27 protein-coding genes are annotated in these 24,284 nt (G+C 63.0%); 23 read left to right on the top strand and 4 right to left on the bottom strand.

Translation table 11 applies throughout. From position 1 onward, the window contains the following. The first annotated feature begins 140 nt into the window (after positions 1-140). The 11 genes from ACTX90_RS14635 to ACTX90_RS14585 all read left to right on the top strand — a co-directional run bounded on the left by ACTX90_RS14635 (position 141) and on the right by ACTX90_RS14585 (position 8,696). Positions 141-1,055 (top strand): N-acetylglucosamine kinase, encoded by a 915-nt coding sequence (locus tag ACTX90_RS14635; RefSeq protein ID WP_047120078.1) that lies wholly within the window; start codon positions 141-143, stop codon positions 1,053-1,055. 98 nt (positions 1,056-1,153) lie between these two features. Next, positions 1,154-1,471, top strand: a complete 318-nt coding sequence (locus ACTX90_RS14630; RefSeq protein ID WP_047120077.1) for a bifunctional 3-phenylpropionate/cinnamic acid dioxygenase ferredoxin subunit — start codon at positions 1,154-1,156, stop codon at positions 1,469-1,471. Next, complete coding sequence (locus ACTX90_RS14625; protein ID WP_113606976.1) at positions 1,472-2,614, top strand: NAD(P)/FAD-dependent oxidoreductase; 1,143 nt, start codon at positions 1,472-1,474, stop codon at positions 2,612-2,614. Further along, positions 2,611-3,867: an MFS transporter gene (locus ACTX90_RS14620; RefSeq protein ID WP_113606975.1), complete on the top strand. Its 1,257-nt coding sequence runs from the start codon at positions 2,611-2,613 to the stop codon at positions 3,865-3,867. Before ACTX90_RS14625 ends, ACTX90_RS14620 begins: the two co-directional genes overlap by 4 nt. Positions 3,868-3,869: 2 nt before the next feature. Continuing rightward, positions 3,870-4,370 carry a DedA family protein gene (locus ACTX90_RS14615; protein ID WP_113606974.1) on the top strand — a complete coding sequence of 167 codons (501 nt, stop codon included), beginning with the start codon at positions 3,870-3,872 and terminating at the stop codon, positions 4,368-4,370. 67 nt (positions 4,371-4,437) lie between these two features. Further along, positions 4,438-4,926, top strand: coding sequence for an Lrp/AsnC family transcriptional regulator (locus ACTX90_RS14610; protein WP_047120075.1), 489 nt, complete (start codon positions 4,438-4,440; stop codon positions 4,924-4,926). A 206-nt stretch (positions 4,927-5,132) separates the two neighbouring features. Next, positions 5,133-5,366, top strand: coding sequence for a hypothetical protein (locus ACTX90_RS14605; RefSeq protein ID WP_152666887.1), 234 nt, complete (start codon positions 5,133-5,135; stop codon positions 5,364-5,366). Positions 5,367-5,647: 281 nt separating this feature from the next. After that, on the top strand, positions 5,648-7,018 hold the full coding sequence (locus ACTX90_RS14600; RefSeq protein WP_113606973.1) for a TrkH family potassium uptake protein: 1,371 nt from the start codon (positions 5,648-5,650) through the stop codon (positions 7,016-7,018). Continuing rightward, on the top strand, positions 7,011-7,709 hold the full coding sequence (locus ACTX90_RS14595) for a potassium channel family protein (protein ID WP_244910840.1): 699 nt from the start codon (positions 7,011-7,013) through the stop codon (positions 7,707-7,709). The genes ACTX90_RS14600 and ACTX90_RS14595 overlap by 8 nt, the downstream gene beginning before the upstream one ends. A gap of 201 nt (positions 7,710-7,910) precedes the next feature. Next, a complete protein-coding gene (locus ACTX90_RS14590) occupies positions 7,911-8,339 on the top strand; it encodes a hypothetical protein (RefSeq protein WP_113606972.1) in 429 nt (142 codons plus the stop codon). A gap of 168 nt (positions 8,340-8,507) precedes the next feature. Beyond that, positions 8,508-8,696, top strand: a complete 189-nt coding sequence (locus tag ACTX90_RS14585) for a hypothetical protein (RefSeq protein WP_047120071.1) — start codon at positions 8,508-8,510, stop codon at positions 8,694-8,696. On the opposite strand, the gene ACTX90_RS14580 is transcribed toward ACTX90_RS14585, so the two are convergent. Then, positions 8,693-8,932 (bottom strand): LapA family protein, encoded by a 240-nt coding sequence (locus tag ACTX90_RS14580; protein ID WP_047120070.1) that lies wholly within the window; start codon positions 8,930-8,932, stop codon positions 8,693-8,695. The two genes, ACTX90_RS14585 and ACTX90_RS14580, sit on opposite strands and share 4 nt — an antisense overlap. Further along, positions 8,929-9,582, bottom strand: a complete 654-nt coding sequence (locus ACTX90_RS14575) for a TetR/AcrR family transcriptional regulator (RefSeq protein ID WP_082344834.1) — start codon at positions 9,580-9,582, stop codon at positions 8,929-8,931. The genes ACTX90_RS14580 and ACTX90_RS14575 overlap by 4 nt, the downstream gene beginning before the upstream one ends. Positions 9,583-9,690: 108 nt before the next feature. Here ACTX90_RS14575 and ACTX90_RS14570 point away from each other — a divergent pair, with 108 nt between their 5' ends. The 5 genes from ACTX90_RS14570 to ACTX90_RS14550 all read left to right on the top strand — a co-directional run bounded on the left by ACTX90_RS14570 (position 9,691) and on the right by ACTX90_RS14550 (position 15,377). Next, positions 9,691-11,124, top strand: a complete 1,434-nt coding sequence (locus ACTX90_RS14570; protein ID WP_113606970.1) for a flavin monoamine oxidase family protein — start codon at positions 9,691-9,693, stop codon at positions 11,122-11,124. A gap of 4 nt (positions 11,125-11,128) precedes the next feature. After that, a complete protein-coding gene (locus ACTX90_RS14565) occupies positions 11,129-12,001 on the top strand; it encodes a universal stress protein (RefSeq protein ID WP_047120068.1) in 873 nt (290 codons plus the stop codon). 156 nt (positions 12,002-12,157) lie between these two features. Further along, positions 12,158-13,672, top strand: coding sequence for an APC family permease (locus ACTX90_RS14560; RefSeq protein ID WP_244910839.1), 1,515 nt, complete (start codon positions 12,158-12,160; stop codon positions 13,670-13,672). 74 nt (positions 13,673-13,746) lie between these two features. Continuing rightward, positions 13,747-14,154, top strand: coding sequence for an arsenate-mycothiol transferase ArsC (locus ACTX90_RS14555; protein ID WP_047120911.1), 408 nt, complete (start codon positions 13,747-13,749; stop codon positions 14,152-14,154). Further along, positions 14,142-15,377, top strand: coding sequence for an MFS transporter (locus ACTX90_RS14550; RefSeq protein WP_443444031.1), 1,236 nt, complete (start codon positions 14,142-14,144; stop codon positions 15,375-15,377). Before ACTX90_RS14555 ends, ACTX90_RS14550 begins: the two co-directional genes overlap by 13 nt. Before the next feature lie 42 nt (positions 15,378-15,419). Here ACTX90_RS14550 and ACTX90_RS14545 read toward each other — a convergent pair whose 3' ends face one another. Further along, on the bottom strand, positions 15,420-15,908 hold the full coding sequence (locus ACTX90_RS14545) for an Lrp/AsnC family transcriptional regulator (protein WP_047120065.1): 489 nt from the start codon (positions 15,906-15,908) through the stop codon (positions 15,420-15,422). Between the two features lie 225 nt (positions 15,909-16,133). On the opposite strand from ACTX90_RS14545, the gene ACTX90_RS14540 reads away from it, so the two are divergent. After that, positions 16,134-16,334: a helix-turn-helix domain-containing protein gene (locus tag ACTX90_RS14540; RefSeq protein ID WP_047120064.1), complete on the top strand. Its 201-nt coding sequence runs from the start codon at positions 16,134-16,136 to the stop codon at positions 16,332-16,334. Positions 16,335-16,382: 48 nt separating this feature from the next. Here the strand turns inward: ACTX90_RS14540 and ACTX90_RS14535 are convergent, their stop codons facing one another. Further along, positions 16,383-17,171 carry a MerR family transcriptional regulator gene (locus ACTX90_RS14535; RefSeq protein WP_047120063.1) on the bottom strand — a complete coding sequence of 263 codons (789 nt, stop codon included), beginning with the start codon at positions 17,169-17,171 and terminating at the stop codon, positions 16,383-16,385. 475 nt (positions 17,172-17,646) lie between these two features. On the opposite strand from ACTX90_RS14535, the gene ACTX90_RS14530 reads away from it, so the two are divergent. The 6 genes from ACTX90_RS14530 (at position 17,647) to ACTX90_RS14505 (ending at position 24,281) form a co-directional block, all read left to right on the top strand. Then, positions 17,647-18,477: a hypothetical protein gene (locus tag ACTX90_RS14530; RefSeq protein ID WP_120990924.1), complete on the top strand. Its 831-nt coding sequence runs from the start codon at positions 17,647-17,649 to the stop codon at positions 18,475-18,477. Between the two features lie 57 nt (positions 18,478-18,534). Continuing rightward, complete coding sequence (locus ACTX90_RS14525; protein ID WP_052772483.1) at positions 18,535-18,885, top strand: cupin domain-containing protein; 351 nt, start codon at positions 18,535-18,537, stop codon at positions 18,883-18,885. Between the two features lie 62 nt (positions 18,886-18,947). Continuing rightward, positions 18,948-19,604, top strand: coding sequence for an aminoacyl-tRNA hydrolase (locus ACTX90_RS14520; protein ID WP_053798759.1), 657 nt, complete (start codon positions 18,948-18,950; stop codon positions 19,602-19,604). Positions 19,605-19,744: 140 nt separating this feature from the next. Then, positions 19,745-22,309 carry an SH3 domain-containing protein gene (locus tag ACTX90_RS14515; protein ID WP_443442292.1) on the top strand — a complete coding sequence of 855 codons (2,565 nt, stop codon included), beginning with the start codon at positions 19,745-19,747 and terminating at the stop codon, positions 22,307-22,309. A 329-nt stretch (positions 22,310-22,638) separates the two neighbouring features. Beyond that, a complete protein-coding gene (locus ACTX90_RS14510; protein WP_161447518.1) occupies positions 22,639-23,529 on the top strand; it encodes a metal ABC transporter substrate-binding protein in 891 nt (296 codons plus the stop codon). Then, positions 23,526-24,281 carry a metal ABC transporter ATP-binding protein gene (locus tag ACTX90_RS14505; protein ID WP_443442291.1) on the top strand — a complete coding sequence of 252 codons (756 nt, stop codon included), beginning with the start codon at positions 23,526-23,528 and terminating at the stop codon, positions 24,279-24,281. Before ACTX90_RS14510 ends, ACTX90_RS14505 begins: the two co-directional genes overlap by 4 nt. Positions 24,282-24,284 lie beyond the last annotated feature (3 nt).

Below are 24,284 nucleotides of genomic sequence, written 5' to 3'. Positions count from 1 at the left end.
GCCGGGTTTTCCACGGAGCCATTGAGGCCCAGAACTCCGACCAGGCTGAAAAACCGTCCGTCATCACGGCCGCATGTCACGGGGAATCGATCCGCAGGTTGAACATAGCCTATGAATGACGACAGGGAGATCTAATCATCATGTTCCACACGCAACTGGCGGTCGACGGCGGTCAAACCGAAATAAAACTCAGGATTATCGACAAGGGCTACGTCGCGGAACGTCGCCTGCCTGGGGTCCAGACGCATCTGCCGGTACTGCCGCAGTTGGCGGCCGCTATCGGGCACGCAGCAAGTATCCGCGGTACCGGATTCGACGTCGTTTCCATCGGCACCACCGGGCTGACCAAGGCCGAGCATGACGCCGGGGCGCTCAGGGCGATGCTGCAGCCAGGCGTGGCCTCGGGTCTCAACCTTGCCCATGACTCAGTTTCCAGTTATCTGGGCGCGCTGGGAGACCGGCCCGGGGCGGTCGTTGCCGCCGGAACCGGCGTGGTCACCCTCGCCGTCGGAACCAACAACACGGCCCGCGTGGACGGCTGGGGCAACATCATGGGGGATGCCGGCAGCGCCTACTGGATGGGGCAGCAGGCATTATCCGCGGTGATGCGCGCGCACGATGGCCGCGGACCGCAGACAGCGTTGACCGGCCCGGTCCAAGAACGTTGGCCGGAGCTAGAAGAAGCCTACATCCAGCTCCAGGCCGCGCCCGACAAGATCGCCGTGGTGGCCTCCTTCGGGAAGGAAGTCTCCCGCTACGCCCAGACCGATCCGGTCGCTGCCCTGATCTGCGATCTCGCGGGCAAAGAGCTGGCCCATTCGGCGGCCGCCGCATTGCGCCGGACAGGCCAAGCCGATGCCTCGCAGGCAAGTGTTGCCTGCCTCGGAGGAGTATTCGCCGGTGCCCGGGTACGCTCGGCCTTCACGGCAGAGCTGGCCTCGCTGGTTCCCGGAGCGCGGCTGGTCGAACCGGCCGGCAACGGGCTGGACGGCATCCGGCTGATGGGCGGGCTGACGGCGAACCATCCGCTGAGATCCATGATTTCTTCTGTTTGAACCATCCAGAGGGCTTGGAGGTGACACCGCTAATATGTGCATCGCCTAATTAGGTGACAAGATAGGTTCAGAACTATTTGCGCACCAAAGGAGTCATTGTGAGTTACCGTGTCGGTCCAGCAGACCAGTTGCCAGAAGGCGAAGCGTTGCTGGTAGAGGCAAAAGACAGTGGAGCCATCGAGGACATCGCGGTGTTCCACGCCGAAGACGGTAACTTCTATGCGCTGCAGGACGAATGCACCCACGAAGTCGCGTCGCTCTCCGAAGGCTGGATCGACGGCTGCGAAGTAGAGTGCCCGTTGCACTCCTCCAGCTTCGACCTGCGCACCGGCAAGGTGCTGTGCATGCCAGCCACCAAGGACGCCCGCACCTATAAGGTCAACGTGGTGGACGGCAACCTGGAGCTCGACATCTAGATGTCCTCCGTACACATCATCGGGGCAGGAGTCGCCGGCTACACCCTGGCCCGTGAACTGGTCAGCCGGAACTATGCGGGAACCATCAGCATCAGCGATACGCAGGGGCTTCCCTACGACCGACCGCCGTTGAGCAAGGCCCTGCAAGTCGAGCCCTTCGCGCCGGTCTCCTGGTACCGCGAGAACCGTATCAACCTGGTCCAGGAAGAAATCACGGAACTGCAGGTGCCGACGGCCGAGGACGACTGGGTAGTCTTGGCCACTGGCACCATCCCGCGCACCCTGGACGTGCCCGGCGCGGAATTCGCGCGCAGCCTGCACACCGCGGCCGACGCCCAGCATCTGGCCCGCGAGCTGGAAGACGGGATGTTCGGCCAGCGTGTGCTGGTCATCGGGGCAGGCCTGGTCGGCGCCGAATTCGCCTCCACCGCCCGGATGTTCGGTGCCCAGGTCACTCTGGTCTCCAGCTCCAACGCCCCGCTGGCGCACGTGCTGGGCGAGGATCTGGCCGAGCAGCTGCATGCGGAGCACCAGTCCCACGGCGTCACCACGATCACCGGCACGGTGACCGAGCTGGGCCCCGGCTACGCTATCGTCTCCGGCGAGCGCCACGACGCGGACATCATTGTCTCGGCCATCGGCGTCGAAGCGGATACCGCGCTCGCCGAACGCTCAGGCCTGGACGTGGAGAACGGAATCCTGGTCGATGCCGGACAGCGCTCGACAAGCCATCGGCAGGTGCTGGCCCTGGGCGACGCGGCCCGCGAAGCAGGGCGCCCCCGTGCGGTGCACTGGGAAGCAGCGATGGAGGACGCGGCCATTGCCGCCTCCACCATTCTCGGCACCCCGGCGCCCGGCCGGTCGGTCCCGTGGTTCTGGTCCGACCGCCACGATGCCCACGTGGAAACCGTGGGGGACTTCTCCAAGGTTGCCAGCGTCGTGAAGCGGTACAGCCGCCGCGGCAAGATCCAGACGGTATTCGGCCTGGACGAATCCGGCACGCTGGTGGCGGCCTCCATGATCGATGGGGGACTGATGTCCAAGGCAGTGCGCAAGCTGATCACCCGCGGCATCACCCCCGGCATTGAACAGCTTGAGGACCCGCAGATCGGTCCCCGCGAGTTAGGACGACCCGCCCCATGAGCCCTGGAGCCCCGGGAAGCATCCCTGCCGCATTGCAGGTTCCCACCCGGCGCGTAGGCGCCGCCTGGATCACTGCCCTGGTGATCGTGCATATCGGCATCAACGTCGGTTTCTTCGCGCCCATCCAGGTGCTGCTGGGACTGCATGCCCAGCAGCTGGATGCCAGCCAGAAGAATGCGATCCTCTCGCTGGTCACCGGCGTGGGCGCGGCCGTCTCGCTGGTGGCCAATCCGCTGTTCGGAGCGCTGAGCGACCGCAGCACCTCGAAGTTCGGCCGGCGCATCCCATGGGTCTTCTTCGGCACGCTCGCCGGCGCGCTCTCGCTGTTGCTGATGTCCACGGCCCAGACGGTGAGCCTGCTGGTGCTTGGCTGGGCGCTGATGCAGGCGGCCGGCAATGCCGCGCTGGCCGCGATCTTCGCTGCCATTCCGGACAAGGTCCCGGTGGAGCAGCGCGGCATGGTGGGCGGCCTGGTGGCGCTGGGCCAGACCTGCGGTTCGCTGATCGGCGCGGTCATCGGCATGTATGCCGCGCAGGATCTGGTCTTCGGCTATGCCATCGTCGCGGTGGCAGTGGCGCTGTGCTCCATCCCGTACGTCATGATGCGCCAGGATGTTCCGCTGCCCAAGGGTGCGCTGCCGGCGCTGAAAGCGGGCGAATTCCTCAAGAGCTTCTGGATCAACCCGGTCAAGCACAAGGACTTCGGCTGGGCGTGGCTGACCCGTTTCATGCTGTATCTCGGCTGCCAGTTGTGCCTGGTGTACCTTTTGTTCTTCCTGCAGGACCAGCTGGGCCATCCGGACCCGGCCCAGGGCGTGCTGGTGCTGACCGCTATCTACGCATTCTGCGTGATCTTCTCCTCGGTGATCTCCGGAAAGATCTCCGACCGCGACGGCAAGCGAAAGAAATTCGTGATCATTTCCTCGGTCATCGTGGCCCTTGCCGCCGGGGTGCTGGCCTTCGCCTCCAACTTCACGACCGCCGTCATCGCCGCGGTGCTGCTGGGCATTGGGTTCGGCGCCTACCTGGCCGTCGACTTCGCTCTGCTGACCCAGGTGCTGCCGCACGCCGATTCGCGCGGCAAGGACCTGGGCATGATCAACATTGCCAACTCGCTGCCGCAGGTGGTTGCACCGCTGGTGGCCTGGCTGTCGGTGACCTGGTTCGGCGGCTACCCGACCCTGTTCCTCATTTCGGCCGTGATCAGCCTGGTCGGCGCAGCGCTGGTCCGCCAGATCAAGAGCGTTCCGTAAGCATGTCCGAAACCATCTCATGGCTCACCAACGACGCACCATTTGCCATCACCTTCGTATTCTTCTTCTGCCTGGCGTTCGCCCGCGGGAATGCCACCTATTGGGTCGGTCGCGGCATCGCCAAGGGCGTGGAGCATACGAGGTTTGAGCGGCACCTGCATGGTCGGGCCTACCAGCGCGCCCAGCGCTTCATCGCCCGGTGGGGCATGCTGGCGGTTCCACTGAGCTTCCTGACGGTGGGCATCCAGTCCGCGGTGAATACGTCGGCAGGCGTCAGCCGGATGCCAGTGCGCCGTTACCTGCCGGCGGTGGCGGTGGGCGCCATGGCCTGGGCGCTGCTCTACACCACGATCGGCTTGGCGGTATTCTATGCGTGGTTGGCCCTGGACTGGCCGTGGCTCGTCGGCGGGGCGCTGGTGATCGCGCTGGCCGCCGTAGTCATTCTCCGGATGCGCAAGCGCCGCATAGCGCACGACGCCCCGGACAATATCCCGCCGCAGTAACGCCGGCAGCGGCCCTCCGTAAGATCAATGGAAGCACCACGACTCATTGAAAGCAGGTGTGCAAACGATGCTCAATGGAACCAACGCCTCGGGCGGCCCCACGGCGCAGCTTGATGAACTAGACCGCAAGCTGCTGGAGCTGCTCTCCAAGAACTCCCGGCGGACGAATAATTCGCTGGCCGAAGAGCTGGGCATCGCTGCATCGACGTGCCTGGCACGGCTCAACGCCCTGCGCGATTCCGGAGTGATTTCCCGGTTCACCATCGAGGTGGACCCGCAGGTGCTCGGCAGGGAGCTCGAAGCCCTGATCTTCGTGCGCATCCGCCCGGGAGCCCGCCACCTGATGGCGAATTTCGCCACGCAGATGCGCGACAAACCCGGGGTGCGCCAGCTTTTCTTCCTGGGCGGCGCTGACGACTTCGTGCTGCACGTGGCCGTGCGCAACTCGTCAGATGTACGCCAGTTCGTACTGGACAACTTGTCAGCCAATCCAGCCGTGGCGACCACGCAGACGTCGCTGGTCTTCGAGCACAGCCATGGTACCGGCGAGTTCTAGCGGATCCAAGCGGCGGAACCGAGTGACAATTACGCGTCGATTCGATACCCCAATTCAGTAATTCGAATAAATCTGCTAAACTTGTTGTTCCTCTGTACAGGAGAATGAAGCGTCCGGGAAGTTTGAATTGAACACAGCTCCTAGCTGGGATCGCGGGCTGCGGAATCCTCAACTTGAAGACAAAGGGGGTCGAGAAGACAATGAACGTGGAAACCACAATGCTCACTGCCCTGGTCACCCTGGCGGTGCTGGCAATCGTAACGGTCGTCATGGTGCGCAAATACAACCGCAACCATCACGCGGAAATTCGTCAGGGTCTGCTCAAGCAGGCGCATGACTACGACATCGCATCACCCGATGACATGACGAACAATGAATTGACGGTGCAGATCCGCGCGGCCAAGCGCGCGCGCAAGCATCGGAACATCAAAACCGCATAGCGGCTTCGGATTACGATCCGAATGAAAAGCGGAGGCAGGATCCTGCCTCCGCTTTTTTGCGCCCTGTCCGTTAACGCCGAAACAAATGCCCTCGGCACCAACGAATCCGCGCACGCGGGGATGCCCGAGCTACCTCGTTGTCGCTGGTCACCCACCAGACAGCGGGGGATCGGCCGCGGGAAAATTGCCCTCTTGGCAAGCCGGTGAAGCAGGTGTACTGTTTTCCATTCGTAAGGCTTTTCTACAACATGTAGACGGCAGGCACTACGAATTCGGATTCTATGAGCAAACTCCAGCGAAAGCACCGTTTTCATGTTTCCGGATCAACCGTGGTGGCGCGGCCGGCCCGCACGGTGGCTACGGGATTCGCCATCACGATCCTGACCGGCGGGTTGCTTCTCGCGTCCCCTCTTTCCTCTTCCACCGGGCAGTGGACGCCTTTCATCGATGCGCTGTTCACCGCAACTTCAGCAGTCTGCGTCACGGGCCTCGCGGTGCTCGATACCGCGACGCACTTCAGCGTTTTCGGGAAAATCGTGATCATCGCCTTGATCCAGGCCGGCGGTCTGGGCATCATGCTCGTCGCGTCCCTGTTCTCGCTGAGCATCTTGGGAAAACTCAGCCTGCGCGCAAAAATCACTGCGCAGACCGAGGCCAAGGCCGTCGAAGGCCCAAACGTGAAGAACGCCGCCCTGTCGATCGTGAAGGTGACGTTCACGATCGAGGGCATCATCGCGGTGCTGCTGGCTGCCCGATTCATCCTCGGGTACGGCTATTCGTTCGGGGAAGGTCTGGCCTACGGAGGGTTCCACGCGATCTCCGCTTTCAACAATGCAGGATTCGCACTCTTTTCCGACAACTTGGTGGGGTTCGCATCCGACCCGTGGATCTGCATTCCTATTGCCGCGGCGATCATCCTCGGCGGCCTGGGATTCCCCGTCATCCTGCAGATCCGCCGATACGCGCGGAACAGGCTGAAATGGTCCATGAATACGAAGATCGTTCTGGTAGGCACCGTTGCCTTGCTGCTGTTGGGCACCGTATTCATCACCGCCATGGAGTGGGCCAACCCGGACACATTGGGGCCCATGTCCGTCCAGGACAAGCTGCTGGCAGGATTCTTCCAATCCGTGCAGACGCGTACCGCAGGGTTCAACTCGATCAATATCGGGGACATGCATTCGGCCACCTGGCTGGGCATGGATCTGCTCATGTTCATCGGCGCTGGCCCGGCAGGCACCGGTGGCGGCATCAAGATCACGACCTTCGCGGTCCTGTTCTTCATCATCCTCACCGAACTTCGCGGGGAAGCCGCAGTGAACATCTTCGGCAAGCGGCTGTCCCGCTCGGTGCACCGCCAAGCGATCACGGTGGCGCTCGTCGCGGTGGCCGCGGTCTTCACCGGAACTATGGCGTTGCTGGTGATCACCGAATTCACCCTGGATGAATGCCTGTTCGAAGCGACCTCGGCGTTCGCCACGGTGGGGCTGTCGACCGGCATCACCCCCGAGCTGCCCGCGACCGGCGAAGCGGTGCTGATCGCGCTGATGTACCTGGGACGCGTCGGCGTCCTGTCGCTCGGATCGGCGCTTGCCCTGCGCGACAAGAAAGCAGTATTCGAACTTCCTAAGGAAAGGCCAGCAATTGGTTAACTTCTCCGGCGGCCGCGGTGCGGCCAAGAAAATTGCCCATGCAAATTCCGTCGCAGTCATCGGCTTGGGACGTTTCGGAGCTTCGCTGGCTCTGGAGCTGATGAGCTCGGGAACCAGCGTGCTGGGAATCGACCTGGACGAAGATATCGTCCAGTCCCTCAACGGGGAACTCACCCAAGTGGTCCGGGCCGACGCCACCAAGCGCGAAGCTCTTGAACAGCTCTCGCTCAACGAATTCGACAGGGTTGTGGTGGCCATCGGAAACCACCTCCAGGCGTCGATCCTCACCTGTTCAAAGCTGTTGAGCATGGACATTCCCCATGTCTGGGCCAAGGCGCTGGATGACCAGCACGGCCTGATTCTCGAACAGCTCGGCGTGCACCACATCATCTACCCGGAGAAGGACATGGGCCGAAGGGTAGCCCACCTGGTGCGCGGATCGATGATGGACTACCTCGAAATCGATCGTGGATTCGCCATGGTGAAAATGACGACGCCGAAGGTGCTGCAGGGGCTGAAACTCGGCGACAGCAACCTGCGCAAGCACTACGGGGTAACAGTGGCGGCCCGCACCAATGACGAGGGCCGCTGGCAGCATGCCGATGCCCAGACGGTGCTCAAGCCCGGTGACCGCATCCTGGTGCTCGGCCCGATTTCGGATACCGAAGCCTTCGGCCAGCTGCCCGATTGAACGGGTTCCCACAGGCGGCTGAACGCCGCCCGGAGGCCCACCCAGGTGTGACGTAGGCGCGTTTAACGCTGAAATCATGCCGTTTGCATCACAGGGGCATGTGTGTTTGTGAACAAATAGACAAGTATTTAACAGGTAGCGAAAATTCGTGGGGTTTACTGGAAGTACGGTGTTTGAATTTACTTAGGAGAGCGGTTATCGATGGGCACGATCCCACTTGGCGAAGATATTCTGTTGGCACGACATGGCTCGAACATTGTCAAGCTCCGCCAGGACCGCAAGCACCGTTCGACCGTCGCCTACCTGCGTGGCGGAGAGATCGACACCGCATCGAACATCCTGATGGCGGCACCGGCAGTAGCCCCTGCCATCTCCCAGACTGCATCGGCGCAGGCCCAGTCCGCAACGGAGAAGCCTGCAACCCCGGCGGCAAGCATCAGCGCCGGCGCAGCCCGGTACCTGAACAACGAAAGCGCCATCAGCCGTGACGAGGTCCGCTCGCTGGCCAAGATCTCGTTGGGCTTCAGCGCGATCATGGGCACCGTCTTCGGCGGCCTGCTGCTGGCCCTGTACAAGGTCGGCGGCCCCGAAGCCTTTGACTCCATCGCGACGATGACCACGATGCAGTAATCGGATAACTTTCACCGTGCGAAGCGGGGTCCCTTTGGGGCCCCGCTTCTGCCATTAACGTGCAGATTTCACCCATTGCGGGTCAGTCATTGTCCAGCCCTTGTCAAGTCTCGTATTTCAGCGAATCAGGGCATAGGATTGCCGCAACGCGAGGGATGGGAGTGCACCATGCGCTTTGTTTTGGAAGTCAACTTCGACACCGAGAACATGCAGCTGAAGCCGTTGGAGGAGCTGCAGAAGATTCTGCGTGACTGGTCCACCAAGATCACCATGTATCCGCTCGTTCCCGGAGCCCAGGAAGACGTCTTCGACTCCGACAACGAGGAAGTCGGGGAGTGGGCGATCCTGGACGACTAGTCCCGGCGCTTGGAGAATCTTCCGATCACATAGCCTGCCGCCAGCGTGATGAGCAGGATCGCCCACAACGGAGCGGCGGTGTGGAACAGGAAGAATTCGACGCGCACGATATTCAGGTTCTGCAAGATGAACACCAAGGCCACGATGACCAGCGCCACCGAGGTCCACTGCTTGCCGGTGATACGTGCCAGCCATGACTTCTTCTGCGGCCCGTCGGCGTCGTGGGCTTGAGTCATTTTTTGCTCCCTGCCGCCAGGAGGCCTGCGACCATGGCCTGCAGGCCGCGCTGGAACGAGTCGTCGCTGGTGTTCCGCCCGGTGGCACGCTGATCGGACACTGCTTGGGTGAAGTTCGGGGTGGCATCCTTGTGGTCCCGCGCGTCGAAGATGTCGTGCGGGGCGGCGGTATCCATGGCCGAGCCGAAAATGAATGATTCCAGCGCCACGATGGTGGGGATGATTGCCTCGTCCTTCAACCCGTAGTCGCGCAAAGCCTCGGCGACCCGTTCATACATCTTCAAGGTGCGCGGGGAATCGGACACCGGGAGCACCGCAATGACCGGAACCAGGGGAATGTGCTGGGCGAAGACATTCCGGTAGCTCGTGGCCCATTCAACCAGCGCCTCGGAGATCTCCAGGGTGTCGAAGACCGAGGTGTCCACGTCGGTCATCACCAGTTCCTGGACCCACTGCAGCAGGTCGTGCTTAGAGGACACGTGGTTGTACAGGGCCGAGGCGGCAACGCCCAGGGATTTGGCCAGGCGCTGCATCGTCAGGGCCTCGTAGCCGTCTGCAGAAGCCAGCTCCAGCGCGTGGCTGGTGATGCGTTCCCGGGTGAGCACGGCTCTGCGCGGTCTGCCCGCACGGCGAGGCGCCTCTTCGCTCATTGATGATCCCCTAGCTGACGTGGGTTACTTCACAAGATCGTGTTCGTACCCTATGCTATAGGAAAGATAAATGAACTGAATTCATTTTATTGTTCTAGGAGAGCAGTCATGAAACATCTCGAACGCGATGTCGTTGTCATTGGTGCAGGTCCTTCCGGCCTGACCGCCGCCTACGAGCTGGTCAAGGCCGGTAAGTCCGTAGCGGTGCTCGAAGCACGCGACCGCGTGGGCGGCCGCACCTGGACCGACACCATGGACGGCGCCACCATCGAGATCGGCGGCCAGTGGATCAGCCCGGACCAGACCGGCCTGTACTCGCTGATCGAGGAACTGGGCATCGAGACCTTCGAGCGCTACAAGCAGGGCAAGAGCGTCTACCGCACCGAGGCCGGCGAAGCCATCATCTACGAAGGCGAGGACTTCCCGGTCGGCGAAGCCACCGTGGCCGAGATGAACAAGCTCATCTCGATCATGAACGAGCTGGCCGCCGGCATGAACCCGGACAAGCCGTGGGAGCACCCGCAGGCCGAGGAGCTGGACAAGATCTCCTTCCACCACTTCCTGCGCGAGAACTCCTCCGACGAGGTGGCGTGCAACAACATCGGCCTGTTCATCGCAGGCGGCATGCTGACCAAGCCGGCCCACACCTTCTCCGCGCTGCAGGCAGTGCTCATGGCCTCCTCCGCAGGCTCCTTCGACAACCTGGTCGACGAAGACTTCATCCTGGACCGCCGCATGAAGACCTCCATGCAGGGCGTGTCCATCGCCGTGGCCGGCCGTCTGCCGGAAGACACCCTGTTCCTGGAGAACCCGGTGCTCAAGCTCGAATGGTCCGAAGACGGCGTGGTGGCCCACGGTGCCGACGTCACCGTTAAGGCCCAGAAGGCCGTGCTGGCAGTTCCGCCGAACCTGTACAACCGCATCAGCTACTTCCCGCCGCTGCCTCGCTGGCAGCACGTCACCCACCAGCACCAGTCCATGGGCCTGGTCATCAAGGTGCACGCGGTCTATGACACCCCGTTCTGGCGTGAAGAGGGCCTGTCCGGCACCTGCTTCGGCCCGAACCACCTGGTCCAGGAAATCTACGACAACACCTTCGACGGCGAATCCACCGGCACCCTCGTCGGCTTCATTTCGGATCTGGAAGCCGACAAGATCTGGGCCATGGACACCGACGCCGAGCGCAAGGAAGCCATCCTGAAGGCCATGGCCGAGTTCCTGGGCGAGAAGACCCTGGATCCGAAGGTCTTCTACCTCTCCGACTTCGGCTCCGAAGAGTGGACCCGTGGCGCCTACGCCACCAGCTACGATTTGGGCGGCCTGTACCGCTTCGGCCCGAGCCAGAACGAGAACGTCGGCCCGATCTACTTCTCCTCCTCGGACCTGGCCGGCGAAGGCTACCAGCACGTTGACGGCGCAGTACGCATGGGCCGCCGCAACGCGGCCCGCATTCTCGCGGAACTCGACGGAACCTCCTACGACGAGTCCTACGACGGCGTGGCTACCCTGACCGCTCCGGCCGACTCGAAGATCACCGTCTAAGACGATGAAACTGCTCGTAGGTTACACCGCCGACGAACGCGGCGCGGAGGCCATTGAGTTGGCCAGCGCAGTGGTGGCCGGAACGAAGGATGCATTCGTGCAGATTGCCATCGTTCTTCCGGCCGCCGCACCCTTTACCGCCGTCTACCCGGGCGGAGACCATGGTTATGAAACCATTCTCTCCGCCCAGGTGGACCGGTGGGCCGCCGAAGCACTGGCGCTGGTTCCCGAGGGAATCGGCGCCAGCGTTGTGGCGCGCTCCGTGTCGTCCATCGCTGAAGGGCTGATCGAACTCGGCGAAGAGTTCGAAGTCCACGGAATCGTGCTCGGAGGGCGCAAGCGCCATCTGGGCGGCTTCTTCATGCCCGGGGCCATCGCCAACGCCCTGCTGCACTCCTCGCCGCTGCCGGTCTTCATGACCTCACCGGCCTCTCTGGAGAACCTGCGCGAAGCAGGCGGGCAGATCACCCGGCTGACCGCGTTCGTCGGAGACCGCCCCGGGGCCGAGGAGATCATCTCCCTGGCCGCCCGCGTCGCCAACGCGCGCAATATCAAGCTGCGTGTGGCAAATTTCGTGGCCCACGCCGACGTGTCCGAAGGCTCCGCCGGAATCGACGACCACGTGCGCGGGATCCGCGAATACCTCGATGAACTGGTGAAGGAACTGGGCATCGAAGCGAGCGTCGAGGTCATCGCCAGCGGCAGCATCGACACCGCGATCAACGAGCTGTCCTGGCAGCCCGGAGATCTGGCCCTGCTCGGCTCGGCCCGCCTGGCGGCGCATCGCCGCCTGTTCATCGGCCCGAAGGCGCATCGCATCCTCGGCCACCTCAACGTCCCCATGGGCGTCATTCCCCACTTGCCATCAACACGGTAGAAAGCCGATCAAAAATTCGTATCCCTTGGATCCTCTCCAAAACGCACTCACCGTCGACCGCCCTGCCGCATACCTGACACAGCGTCCAGGGCGGCGCGCACTGCCGCGGCTCAACGGTGAGCACACTCCCAAAGGTTTTTGACAATGTCACAAGAAATGAGGCGGGATAGCCTTCCCGAAACGAACGATTCGGGACTTCATGAAAAAGGTCTGTCCAAGGGCACCGTCGGTGTCCTGGGCCTGATCGTTATCGGCATCTCCTGCATTGCCCCGGCGTACACCTTGACCGCCGGGCTCGGCGCGACCGTCGCCGAGGTGGGCACCAGCCTTCCGGCCATCCTGATCGCCGGCTTCATCCCCATGCTTCTCGTAGCCCTCGGCTACCGGGAACTGAACAACGCCATGCCCGACTCGGGCACCTCCTTCACCTGGGCGACCCGGGCCTTCGGGCCCATGATCGGCTGGATGGGCGGCTGGGGCCTGATCGCCGCCACGGTGATCGTGCTCTCCAACCTGGCCGCGGTGGCGGTGGACTTCTTCTACATCCTCATCGCACAGCTCACCGGCCAGGAATGGATCGCGGCGCTGACCAAGAACCTGTGGATCAACATCCCCACCACGCTGGTGTTCATCGCCATCGCCGCCTACATCTCCTACCGGGGCATGAATGCGACCAAGGTCTTCCAGTACGTGCTGGTGGGCTTCCAGGTGGGTGTGCTGCTGCTGTTCGCCATCATGGCGTTCACCTCGGATACTCCCTACGATCCGACCCAGATCACCTGGGACATGTTCAACCCGGCGGGCGTGGAATCCTTCACCGCCTTCGCCGCCGGCATCTCGCTGTCCATCTTCGTGTTCTGGGGCTGGGACGTCACCCTGACCATGAACGAGGAAACCACCGACCCCAACAAGGTCCCGGGCCGCGGCGCCACCTGGACGGTGCTGATCATCATAGCGCTGTACCTGGCCGTCGCCACCGCCGTGCTGTACTTCGCCGGCGTCGGAACCACCGGACTGGGCGCCGGCAACCCGGACAACCAGGAATCCATCTTCGCGGTGCTGGCCGGACCGGTCATGGGCCCGCTGGCCATCTTGATGTCGCTGGCCATCATGTCCTCCTCTGCGGCGTCGCTGCAGTCGACCATGGTCTCCCCGGCGCGCACCATCCTGGCCATGGGCTACTACAAGGCGCTGCCAAGCAGCTTCGCCAAGATCTCCCCGCGCTACATGTCGCCGTCGGTGGCCACCGTGGTCTCGGCGGCAGCCGCCGCGGCGTTCTACGTCGTCACCCGCCTGCTGTCGGAAAACGCCCTGTGGGACACCATCACCGCCCTCGGCCTGATGATCTGCTTCTACTACGGCCTGACCGCGCTGGCCTGCGTCTGGTACTTCCGCAGCGAGCTGTTCTCCAACGCCCGGAACTTCTTCTTCAAGTTCCTGGCTCCACTGGTGGGCGGTGTCATCCTGCTGGTGATGTTCTTCGTCACCGCGGTCGACTCGATGAACCCGGAGTACGGTTCGGGCTCGGAGATCGGCGGCATCGGCATGGTCTTCATCCTCGGTGTCGGCGTGCTGCTGCTGGGCGTGCTGGTCATGCTCTACAGCCGCATCCGCCACCCGGCGTTCTTCAAGGGCGAGACAATCAAGACCGGCAAGAACCTGACCCTCTGAGAATCCAGGCGCCCCGGCGTCACTGTTGCACATTGAACCACCCAAAGCGCGCTTTGGGTGGTTCAATTGTTTTCATGACTACACCTTCGGTTCTCTTCATTTGCTCACGCAATGCCGGCAAGTCGCAGATGGCCGCGGCACTGATGGATTACGTGTCAGACGGCAAGGTCACCAGCTATTCGGCCGGCACCAACCCCGGTGCCTCGATCAATCACGAAGCGGTCGCCTCGCTGGCCGAGTGCGGCGCGGACATGGCCCAGGGCGAACCCAAGCCCATCGATCCGTCGCTGGCCGCCTCGGTGGACCGGGTGGTTATCCTCGGCACCGACGCCAATCCGAGCTTCGATCCGCAGGTGAAGACCGAACGCTGGGTCACCTACGAGCCGAGCGAGGATGGCATCACCGGCGCCGAACGGATGAACATGATCCGCGATGAAATCGCCGACCGGGTACGCAGCCTTTTCCACGAATTGGAGAAGTAGGCATCGCACTTTCCAAGACCGCACGCCGCACCACCTCGTGGTGGCTTCCCGGCATCTGCCTGATCCTCACCGGCTGGTGCGCCAACCAGTATGTCTCCCTGATCAGCTGGTACCAGCAGCAACGGCTGCTGAGCGAATTCGAAGCCATGCTGGTCATGGGCAGCTATCTGCTCGGCATGATCCCTGCGCTGATGTTCGGCGGCCCGCTGACTGACCGCTTCGGGCGAAAGCCCTTCACGCTGGCGGCCCTGGCATTCTCGGTGCTCGGATCCCTGGCCCTGATGGGCGGCTGGTACACCGAAGCGGGCCTGTACCTCGGACGCGTCTTCACCGGGCTGGGCATAGGGCTCGCCATGGTGGCAGTCACCAGCTGGGTCAAGCTGATCAGCCCCGGGCCGGCAGGCGCCACCCGGGCGGCGCTGTGCACCTCGGCCGGCTTCGCCATCGGCCCTGCGATCTCCGGCGCGATTGTCGGATCCAGCCAAAGCCCGGAACTCGCCTACGCTGTCCACGCGGTCGCCACGCTGGCCTGGTTGCTGCTGATGCTCACCGCCAAGGAGGAACAGCCAGCCGTCCTGCGCCAGGTGGATCCGGCGGATGCTGCCCCTGCCGCGCACCAGATGCGGACCAGCATGGCGAACATGAAGCGGTTCACCCGGCTGGTGCTGCCCGCAGCCCCCTGGGTCTTCGGGATGGCAGCCACGGGGTTCGCGGTGGTCCCCGCCCTGACCGCCGAACCGGGCCAATCCAGCCTGCTGTATTCCACGATCACCGTGGTGGTCACGATGGGCATGGGCGCAGCAATCCAGCCGCTGATCCGCCGTTTCAACGATGTCAGCCGGGTCGGCCTGCTGCTCTGGGGGCTGGGCGTCGCCTTGGCGGGCCTGTTGCTGATGCTGGTGGTTTCGCTGACCGGCTCCGAAGCCGTGGGCATGGCGGCATCGGTCGTGTCTGGCGCCGCGAACGGAATCCTGCTGGTCGCAGGGCTGAGCCAGGTGCTGGATCTGGCAGGTCCCGCGGATCTGGGCAAGCTGACCGGACGGTTCTACATGTGCTGCTTCATCGGCTTCACGTTCCCCACGCTGTTCGCCCTGTGGCGGCCGATGGCCCACCCGGCGCTGTTCATCGGGCTGCTCGCCATCTGCTGCGCCGCCTCCATGGTCCAGGTATTCAGGGCCCGGAAATACCTGCCCGGACGAATCCCCCAGCATGTAACAGACTAACGGCCAGGCACGCGGTGCCTGGCCGTTGTGAAAGATGCGGGCTTAGTGCTTTTCGCCGCTCAACTTCTTGAGCAGCTCGGTGGTGCGGAACGGAATGACGTCGCGCAGGATCATTGACGTCGAGGTGCGGGTGATGCCCGGGCAGAGGCGAATTTCCTCGCTGACCCGGTACAAGTCGTCGGGGTCCGTGGCGGCTACGCGGATCAGCAGGTCGGTATCGCCGGCAGGAGCCACGCACTCGAGGACTTCTGGGATTTGCCGCAGTCCCGCGATCGCCTCGTTCAGGCGGGCCTGGTCCAGCTCCGCGCTGACGAACGCGCTGACGCCGCGGCCCATGGCCGCCGGCAGAATACGCGCAGTATTCGGACGCAGGGCGCCGGAGTTCGCCAGCCGCTCCAAACGGGACTGCACGGTGCCTCGGGCCAGTCCAAGCTGCTGGGCGAGCATCATGATGGGAACACGCGGATCGGCATCGAGGGCCAGAAGGATACGTCGGTCGGTTTCATCGAGCTGATACGTATCCGAATTCATCTGTGGTCTCCTATGACGGCGTGTGCGTGAAGATCGCGAGTGCTACAAATAGATTTTAGTCAAAATGACCAGTATCTCCCAAGCGTGTTGCACGGACTGACCGGTTTGTTGCGTGCGCGGTGCTCGCAGGGGCAGCAACGGCATAAATTGTGGCGTAGGGAACACGTTATGCACAGGTTGCGTCGAATCAGATCTAACTTCAGCAAATGACAGTAATCTGATGCCATGAGGTTCTTGCGATTAGAAGACGTTGCCGAGGAGCTGAACGTCAAGCTTCCGCAGATCCGCGCGTTGATCAAGAGTGGAGAGCTGCCAGCCATCCAAATCGGAGGCAGGGGAGTGTGGCGCGTGGAACGCGAAAAGCTGGAGGAATACATCCAGACTCGCTATGCCCAAGCGCGCGAGGAAATCGAGAGGGAATCATAGCGGGCGCTCCGGCAGAGTCTTCGAGACGTATGCCGAAGCACCTGATTGCTAGTGCTCCTCTTCATTCATGAACGAATGCAGGGCATCGCGGACGAACGGTGCGTGCCCCTGATAGTTCTTGGCGAAGCGTTCATCAGCGACGTACATGTCGGCAAGTCCCAGCACGTACGCGCGCAACTGCGCCGGGTCGCCGGAAGCGGCCGGGGTGCCCGGTATGGACGCCAGCCACTGCACGTGCCGGGAAGCCAGCAGGCGTGCGGCGTCGCTGTCGGCGGAGATTCCGTCTTCGCCAGCCTGTACCCACGCGTGGTTCAGCTCCTTGACCTGTTCCATCATGTCGGCTCGCTCGGCGCCGCTCTTCGAGCGCCACCATTGATCGGAACGCTCGTAGGCTTCCGAGCCCCACCGGGCGACGACTTCTTCCTTGTATTGCTCGTTGAACCCTTCGAAGGCCGAATCGAGATTCACTGTTTCCCCTTTCGATAGTGCGCTAATGCTGTGGCGCAGGGCCTTGATCTGACGGTCTATGTTTTCCCGCTGCCGATCCAGGTCTTTGACATGGATTTCCAGCGCCTGGATCTGTTCCGTTTTGGAATCGAGCACCTCGGAGATGGTGTCCAGCCGCAGGCCCAATTGGCGCAGCAGCAGGATCCGTTGCAAGCGGACCAGCTCGTGCTGGCCATAATGCCGGTAGCCGTTGTCAGCCACGAATGCCGGACGAAGCAGGCCGATGTGGTCGTAGTGCCGCAAGGTTCTGCTGGTCACCCCGGTCGACTTGGCTACCTCGGAGATGCTGTAACTCGTGTCCGGGTGTTTCTCTCGGCGAATCTTATCCATATGGAAACGCTATAGGTTGACGTTACGTCAAGGTCAACACCGTTCGGAACGCACCTTCCGGGAGGGTTTTCGAGCAGTGCCGGCAAAGTGACGGATCGACGCAAACGAGATGGGCCGAGATTGATCATATTGATCAACCATGATGATGCGTATTGCACACCCTGACTGGTCTGTAGTTGAATAAACGTAGTTGAAGTCGTCAAGAGCTACCGCCGAGAACGACTTTCACCGGCACGTTCCAGACCAAAGTCATCTGTAACGTTGTCGTGCGCTTCGACCACCCGTATCGAACCATGGTGAATAGAATTCGCGAGCGGCTCGCAGGTATTCCACCCTTGAGGGAATGCCTCCGAGCCGCTCGTTTGTCCTGCCATTCCTGCTCCGGGGCTCGCGAAACGCTGGCCTGAAGCCCTACAGGTTGCCCTGAGCTCTGGAAGAATGAGTCCAGAGGAACACTTGGGGACTCGAAGGAGCAATGTTGAGATCAACCGCAGGCGTCTGGCAAAGCTGGTGGATGCAGCTGGTGGCCGGGCTGCTGATCGTGGCGTTCGCCGTCCTTCCGTGGCTGTGGATCGGCTACGAAGACCAAGCAATTCTTCCCTACAATTCGAACGACGCACTCGGATTGCTGCTCGTCTTCTCCATGGCGACCCTGCTCAGCGCATTCTTCGCCCGTAGGGTTGGGCACGGCGGTACTAAATTCGCCGTGGTGACCGATGTCGGCGTGGTGCTCGGGTTTATCGCGCTGGCGTTCCAAGCGACGTACGTGCTCGAACCGGGACTATTCGACGGGGAGATCTCTGCGGACTCGGTGCGCCACCTGTATTTCCTTGGCACCCTGTTTGCCGTGTTCCAAGCGCTGTACTACCTGATCGTCAAGCTCAAGCTCATTGGAGCGGCCCCGCTGGTTGCGCTGATCGCCGTGGGCGTCAGCTACTGGCTGCAGGTCGTGGCTTCCCTGGTTTCCGGAGCGCAGTCCTACGCGCAATATCTCTGGTATGCCGGGCCGGTAGTCCTCGGCCTGGTGCTGGGAGTCCTGGGGTTCCTGAAGGCCGCCAATTTGCTGATCTGGATTCTCTCGCTCGTGATCCAGTGGATCACGCCCGCGCTGTTCGAGAGTGTCGCCGCGGTCGGCCAAGGCGCGGAGCGCGGTGTCGGGAGCATTCTCGGCGCGCTCGTGAGCGGCACTTCCGATGCCCTAGTTAAGCAAGAATGGCAGATCCCTGTTCTGGTCAGCCTCGCTACTGCCATGCTGACGAGCGTCGTCTTGCTGATTGTCCACAAGGTCAGGGGACGAAGGTACTAGCCGATCTCGTCGGATGATTATCTCCCTGCGCACCATGAATTACGGAAGGAACTAGCCATGAGCCAGAATACGTCGGATGCGAGCGATTCGGTGCTGATCGCCCGGACAATCCAGGACTATGCCGAACGGAATCCGATCAAGCCCGGCAAGTACGCCGCCAAGCGCATTTTCGCGGGGGAGAAGGCCCAGATCACCGAAATCGCCTTCGATGCAGGGGTGGAGCTTCCGGACCACATGGCGCGCACACCGATCATCGTCCAGGTGATCAGCGGCGAAGTTGATTTCACCGTTGGCGGCGCAACCTCCACGTTGGGCATCGGAGGCTCCATTTTCGTTGAAGCCAACGTCCTGCATGCGGTCTACGCCGCGCAGCAGGCGCGCATTACGGTCACGTTCCTGAGCAGCTAGGGTCGGGGACCCTGCAACCGGTGACGGTGAGAGGCCCCGCGCGCTTTGAATAGAATGATTCCATGAGTGAGTTGCGCGAACGCGATCCGGATGAACTGGTCCAAGCGATCATCCTGCGGATCGACAAGGAAGATCCGTCCACCGAGGACGAGGGCCTCTCAGCAGTTGCCCGCGCAGCTGTCATCGCCTACCTCCGCTCGCCGCATGAACCTGAATGGCAGACCTGGTCGGAGCAGGCATTTGCCAAATCGGTGCGGCGCGCCAATCCCAAGATGTTCTCCAAGGTGCTGGAGGTGTTCCCCGAAGCGATGGTGAGCCAGGTCGGCAAGGCCCAAGCCGTGGGCCTGCCGCCGCTGCCGGCGAACGACCTGCCGAAACTCATCGCCAAACTACAGGTGTCCGGCACGCAACTGCCCAAGAGCAACGAGGTGCTGGTCGCGGAGGTCAATATCGGCATCAGAAAATCACTGCAGATGTCCACCGGCAAGGCTGCGGCGCAGAGCGCGCACGCGCTGTTCGCCTGGCTGACCGAGGAACAAGGCGAGCGCATCGAACGCTGGTTGTCCGCCCATGCGCCGGTCGGGATCCAGCACCTGTCCGATGAAGACTTCGAGCGGCTCCGCGTACAAGCCGCGGGACCGGTGATCCAGGATGCAGGGCGAACGGAAATCGAGCCCGGTTCGGAAACCGCGTTTGTATACATCAAAACAACTAAGTGAATTTCGAGTGTGCAAATACTGTATTTTCTCTGGGTATGTCATTCTAGGAGTGGCAGCCGTAACTGGAGGACTACCGACGGGCAGCTGTCGTCCAGTTTCCGACCTCACCGATCAGTGAGGATCTGACCGAAAGAACCCAGATGCCCCGTCGCACTCGCGCGCTAGGCCTTGCCTTGGCGCTGTCACTATGCCTGAGCCCCGTGATCCCGGCCGCCGCCGCGCCGAGCATCGCTCCCGCCCAGGAAGTAGCACTTGCCGCCGCGGTCAAAACCGTCAGCAAGAAAACAATCCAGAACCTGAACCTGCGGCAGAGCGCCAGCGCTTCGTCCAAATCGCTGCTGGTGATTCCCAAGAACGCCACTGTCAAGGTCAGCGCCACGAGCAACGGATGGTCGAAAACCAGCTACGGCAACAAAACCGGCTGGGTCTCGGCAAAGTTCCTCACCAACGTTCCAGCAGCTTCCACCTCGAAGACCAAGACCTACCGCTACCTGAGCTCCTACCAGGTGCTGCGGCAGAGCCCGTCGTCCAAGGCGAAGTCGCTCGGAGCGCTGCAGCGCCGGACCAAGGTCGAGCGCCTGGGCACCTCAGGCTCCTGGACCAAGATCAAGTCCGGCAGCAAGACCGGATTCGTCCCCACGAACCAGCTCAAGAGCAGCGCGCCGGCTGTTGCCTACCGCTGGGCCAAGACCAAGCAGCCGATCTACAAGAGCACCTCGACCAGTTCCGCCAAGGTCGCCACCCTCGCCGCCGGCGCAAAGGTCCAGTGGCTGCGCAACTACGGCAGCTGGAGCTCGGTGTCGGTCTCGGGTAAGACCGGATGGATCCAGAGCAAGCACCTGGGCGCCACCGCACCGCTGAAGGTGATCGGTTCGCGCTGGAGCATCGATACCACCGTTGTCCGCGCGACCCCGTCGTCCAAGGCGAAGTCGCTGGGAAGCATCCCGGCTGGCCAGAAACTGAGTCTGTACTCGACCAGCGGCTCGTGGGCCAAGGTCAAGACCTCCAAGGGAATCGGTTGGGTGCCGGTCTCCGCGTTGGTGGCCACCGCCTACAAGCCGATCGCCAGCAAGTCCTACTGGGCCGGGGCGAATCTCGCCTTAAAGTCGGCGAACTCCTCTGGCAGCAAGAGTATGGGCAGCATCGCCAAGGGGCAGAAGGTCACCGCCATCGGCACCTCCAACGGCTGGACCCGGATCAAGTCCTCCAAGGGCACCGGCTGGGTGCCGTCGAAGAACCTGCTGGCCAAGGCCCCGGTGGTCGAAAAGGTCATCGGCTCGCGCTGGACCATCGACAAGACCGTCGTCCGCGCCACCGCCTCGACCAAGGCCAAGTCCCTGGGTACCGCCTACGCCGGCCAGAAGATGAGCCTGTATTCGACCAGCGGCTCGTGGTCGAAGGTCAAGACCGCCAAGGGCGCCGGATGGGTTCCCACCTCCTCGCTCGTCACCACGGCCTACACGCCGATCTCCAGCAAGTCCTACTGGGCCACCTCCGGCACCACGCTGCGCGCGTCGAACACCGGCAGCTCGAAGTCGCTGGGCTCCCTGGCAAAGGGCCAGAAGGTCACCGCCATCGGCTCCGCCAACGGCTGGACCCGCGTCAATTCCTCTAAGGGGACCGGCTGGGTTCCGGCAAAACACCTGAGCTCCAAGGCCCCGGTCGTGGACAAGGTCATCGGCACCCGCTGGAGCATGGACGCAACGGCGGTGCGCACCACGGCCTCGTCCTCCGCGAAGTCGCTGGGCACCATACCTGCCGGCCAGAAGCTCAGCCTCTACGCAACCAGCGGCTCGTGGTCGAAGGTCAAGACCTCCAAGGGCACCGGATGGGTTCCAACCTCCACGCTGACGAACTCGGCCTACGCCGTGATCGCCAGCAAGCCGTACTGGGCCACCACCAACGTGAACCAGCGCGTCGGAAACTCGGTGAACACCAAGTCATTGGGTGTGCTGTCCACGAATGAAAAGGTCACCGCCCTGGGTTCGGCCAACGGCTGGATCCGCGTGAAGAGCCGGCTCGGAACCGGCTGGGTGTCGGGAGCCTACCTCTCGGCATCCAAGCCGAGCCTGCCGCTGCCATCGGACCCGCCAGCCACTCCCGACGCCAGCTACCGCTGGACCACCGCCAGCGTCAACCTGCGCACCGGTGCGGGCACCCAGTACGCGTCCAAGGGCGTCGTGGCGCTGGGCGAAAAGGTCACCTACCTGAAGACCTCGAACGGCTGGGCCAACGTGGTCACCAGCCTGGGCAGCGGATGGATCAAGGACGACTACCTGAGCACCAAGGCCACCGTTTCGGTGCAGCCCGACACCCAGAAGGTCATCAACGCGGTCAAGGACCGCTTCGCAGACAGCATCAGCGCCATCTATACGTTGCGCAGCGGCTCGATCGGGCACAGCAGCGGCAAGGCCGCCGATTTGATGATCCGCAACTACAAGACCGCCGCGGGTGTGGCCAACGGCGACAAGATCGCGCAGTTCCTGCTCGATAACCGCGACCAGCTGGGCGTCTCCTACCTGATCTGGCAGGACGAGATCTGGCTTCCAACCACCGGATGGACTGCCTACTCGACCTCCGGCAAGTACGGAAACCAGTTCACCGGCAACTGGAACGACACCACCCGCCACATGGACCACGTCCATGTCGAGGTCTACGGCAACGCCGCGAACAACAAGCCACTGGACCTCAGCGCCCTGCGTTAGCGGGCCTCGCAGCCCGCACGCTGGGGATGGAACGTGAACAGGTCCCGGAACGACGCCGCTTCAGCCGCGCGTTCCGGGGCCTGTTTTTCTTCTCTGGCTCCCTTGCCCGGGTGGCCTCGGTTCGCGTGGAGGGTTGCCAGTCAGCGCAGTCGAATTGAATGTTTGACCCCTCAAACATTATCCTATGAGGGGGTGGAACGTGAGCCCCTCTTTCGCGGCAACGAGGCCGTGCGAGCGCAGGGAAAAGGATTCGAGGGTTGTTGGTGAAAACTCACTCGCGCCGGCGGCGGGGCCAGGGCCTGCTGCGGCGCCTCGGGATTGTGCCGCTGATGCTGCTGTTTCTCGCGGGCTGCTCCGGCGGCACCGCCGCCGAACCGCAGCCAGTGGAGCCCGATGACCGACCGGTGGTCTTGACGACGTTCACGGTGCTGGCAGATATCGCGCAGAACGTGGCAGGGGAGCACCTGCGGGTGGAATCGGTGACCCGGCTGGGCGCCGAGATCCACGGCTACGAACCGACCCCGGACGACCTGCGCCGGGCCTCGCGCGCTGACCTGATCCTTGACAACGGGCTGAACCTCGAAGCGTGGTTCGCGCAATTCGTGGCCGACAACCCCGCCCCGCACGTCACGGTCAGTGACGGCGTCGAGGTCATCGACATCGCGGACGAGGAAGGCTCGGGGAAACCGAACCCGCACGCCTGGATGAGTCCGCTGAACGTGCAGAAGTACGCCGGGCGCATTGCCGAGGCGTTCAGCGAGCTGGACCCGGAACACGCCTCTGACTACCGCGCCAACGCCGCGCAGTACCAGAACAAGCTCCAGGCTGTGCATGACGAGCTGGCCGCCTCGCTCGCGCAGATCCCCGAATCCCACCGGACCCTGGTGACCTGCGAAGGCGCCTTCAGCTATCTGGCCCGCGATGTCGGGCTGACGGAGAAGTACCTGTGGGCGGTCAATGCGGAATCGCAGGCCACTCCGCGCAAGGTGGCCGCGGCCATCGACGCCGTGCGCGAACGGCAGGTGCCAGCGGTGTTCTGCGAATCCACGGTGTCGGACGCCGCCATGCAGCGGGTGGTGGAGTCCACCGACGCCGTCTACGGCGGGACACTCTACGTCGACTCGCTGTCGGCCGCCGACGGGCCCGTGCCGACCTACCTCGACTTGATCACCCACGACACCCGCACCATCGCCCGCGCATTGAAGGGAGAGTTGCCATGAGCAGCCAAGCGGAGCATCCATGGGCCATCGACGTCCAGAACGCCACCGTCCACTACGGCCCGGTCCAGGCGCTCGACCACGCCACCGTGCAGCTGGGACGGGGTATGGTCTGCGGGCTGGTGGGCATGAACGGCTCCGGCAAGTCCACGCTTTTCAAGACGATCATGGGCCAGATCAAGCCGGATACCGGCAGCGTCCAGATCAATGGACAGGATCTGCAGCAGGCGCGGAAGAAGGGCATAATCGGCTACGTCCCGCAGAACGAGGCGGTGGACTGGGACTTTCCCATCTCCGTGCGGGAGGTGGTGATGACCGGCCGCTACGGGCACATGGGCTTCACCCGCCGTCCGCGCAAGGCCGACCAGCGGGCGGTCGACGAAGCGCTGGATCGCGTCGAGCTGACAGCCTACGCCGGGCGGCAGATCGGCCAGCTCTCCGGCGGGCAGAAGAAACGCGCGTTCGTGGCCCGCGGCATCGCCCAGGAAGCCAGCATCGTGCTGCTTGACGAGCCGTTCGCCGGCGTGGACAAGCGCAGCGAGGCGACCATCACCAAGCTGCTGCGGGACGTCGCGGACGACGGCGGAACGGTGCTGGTCTCCACCCATGACCTGCACGCGCTGCCCCAGCTGGCCGACGAAGCCATCCTGCTGATGCGCAGGGTGCTCATGCACGGGGACCCCACCCGCGTGCTGCAACCCGAAAACCTGGCCATGGCCTTCGGCCTGGACCCGATGAAACGAGGCGGACAGTGAACC

Source organism: Glutamicibacter soli (assembly GCF_052322135.1).
Classification (GTDB): domain Bacteria; phylum Actinomycetota; class Actinomycetes; order Actinomycetales; family Micrococcaceae; genus Glutamicibacter; species Glutamicibacter soli.
Note: the sequence above shows the minus strand (reverse complement) of the source record. Positions and strands in the feature narration are given on the sequence as shown.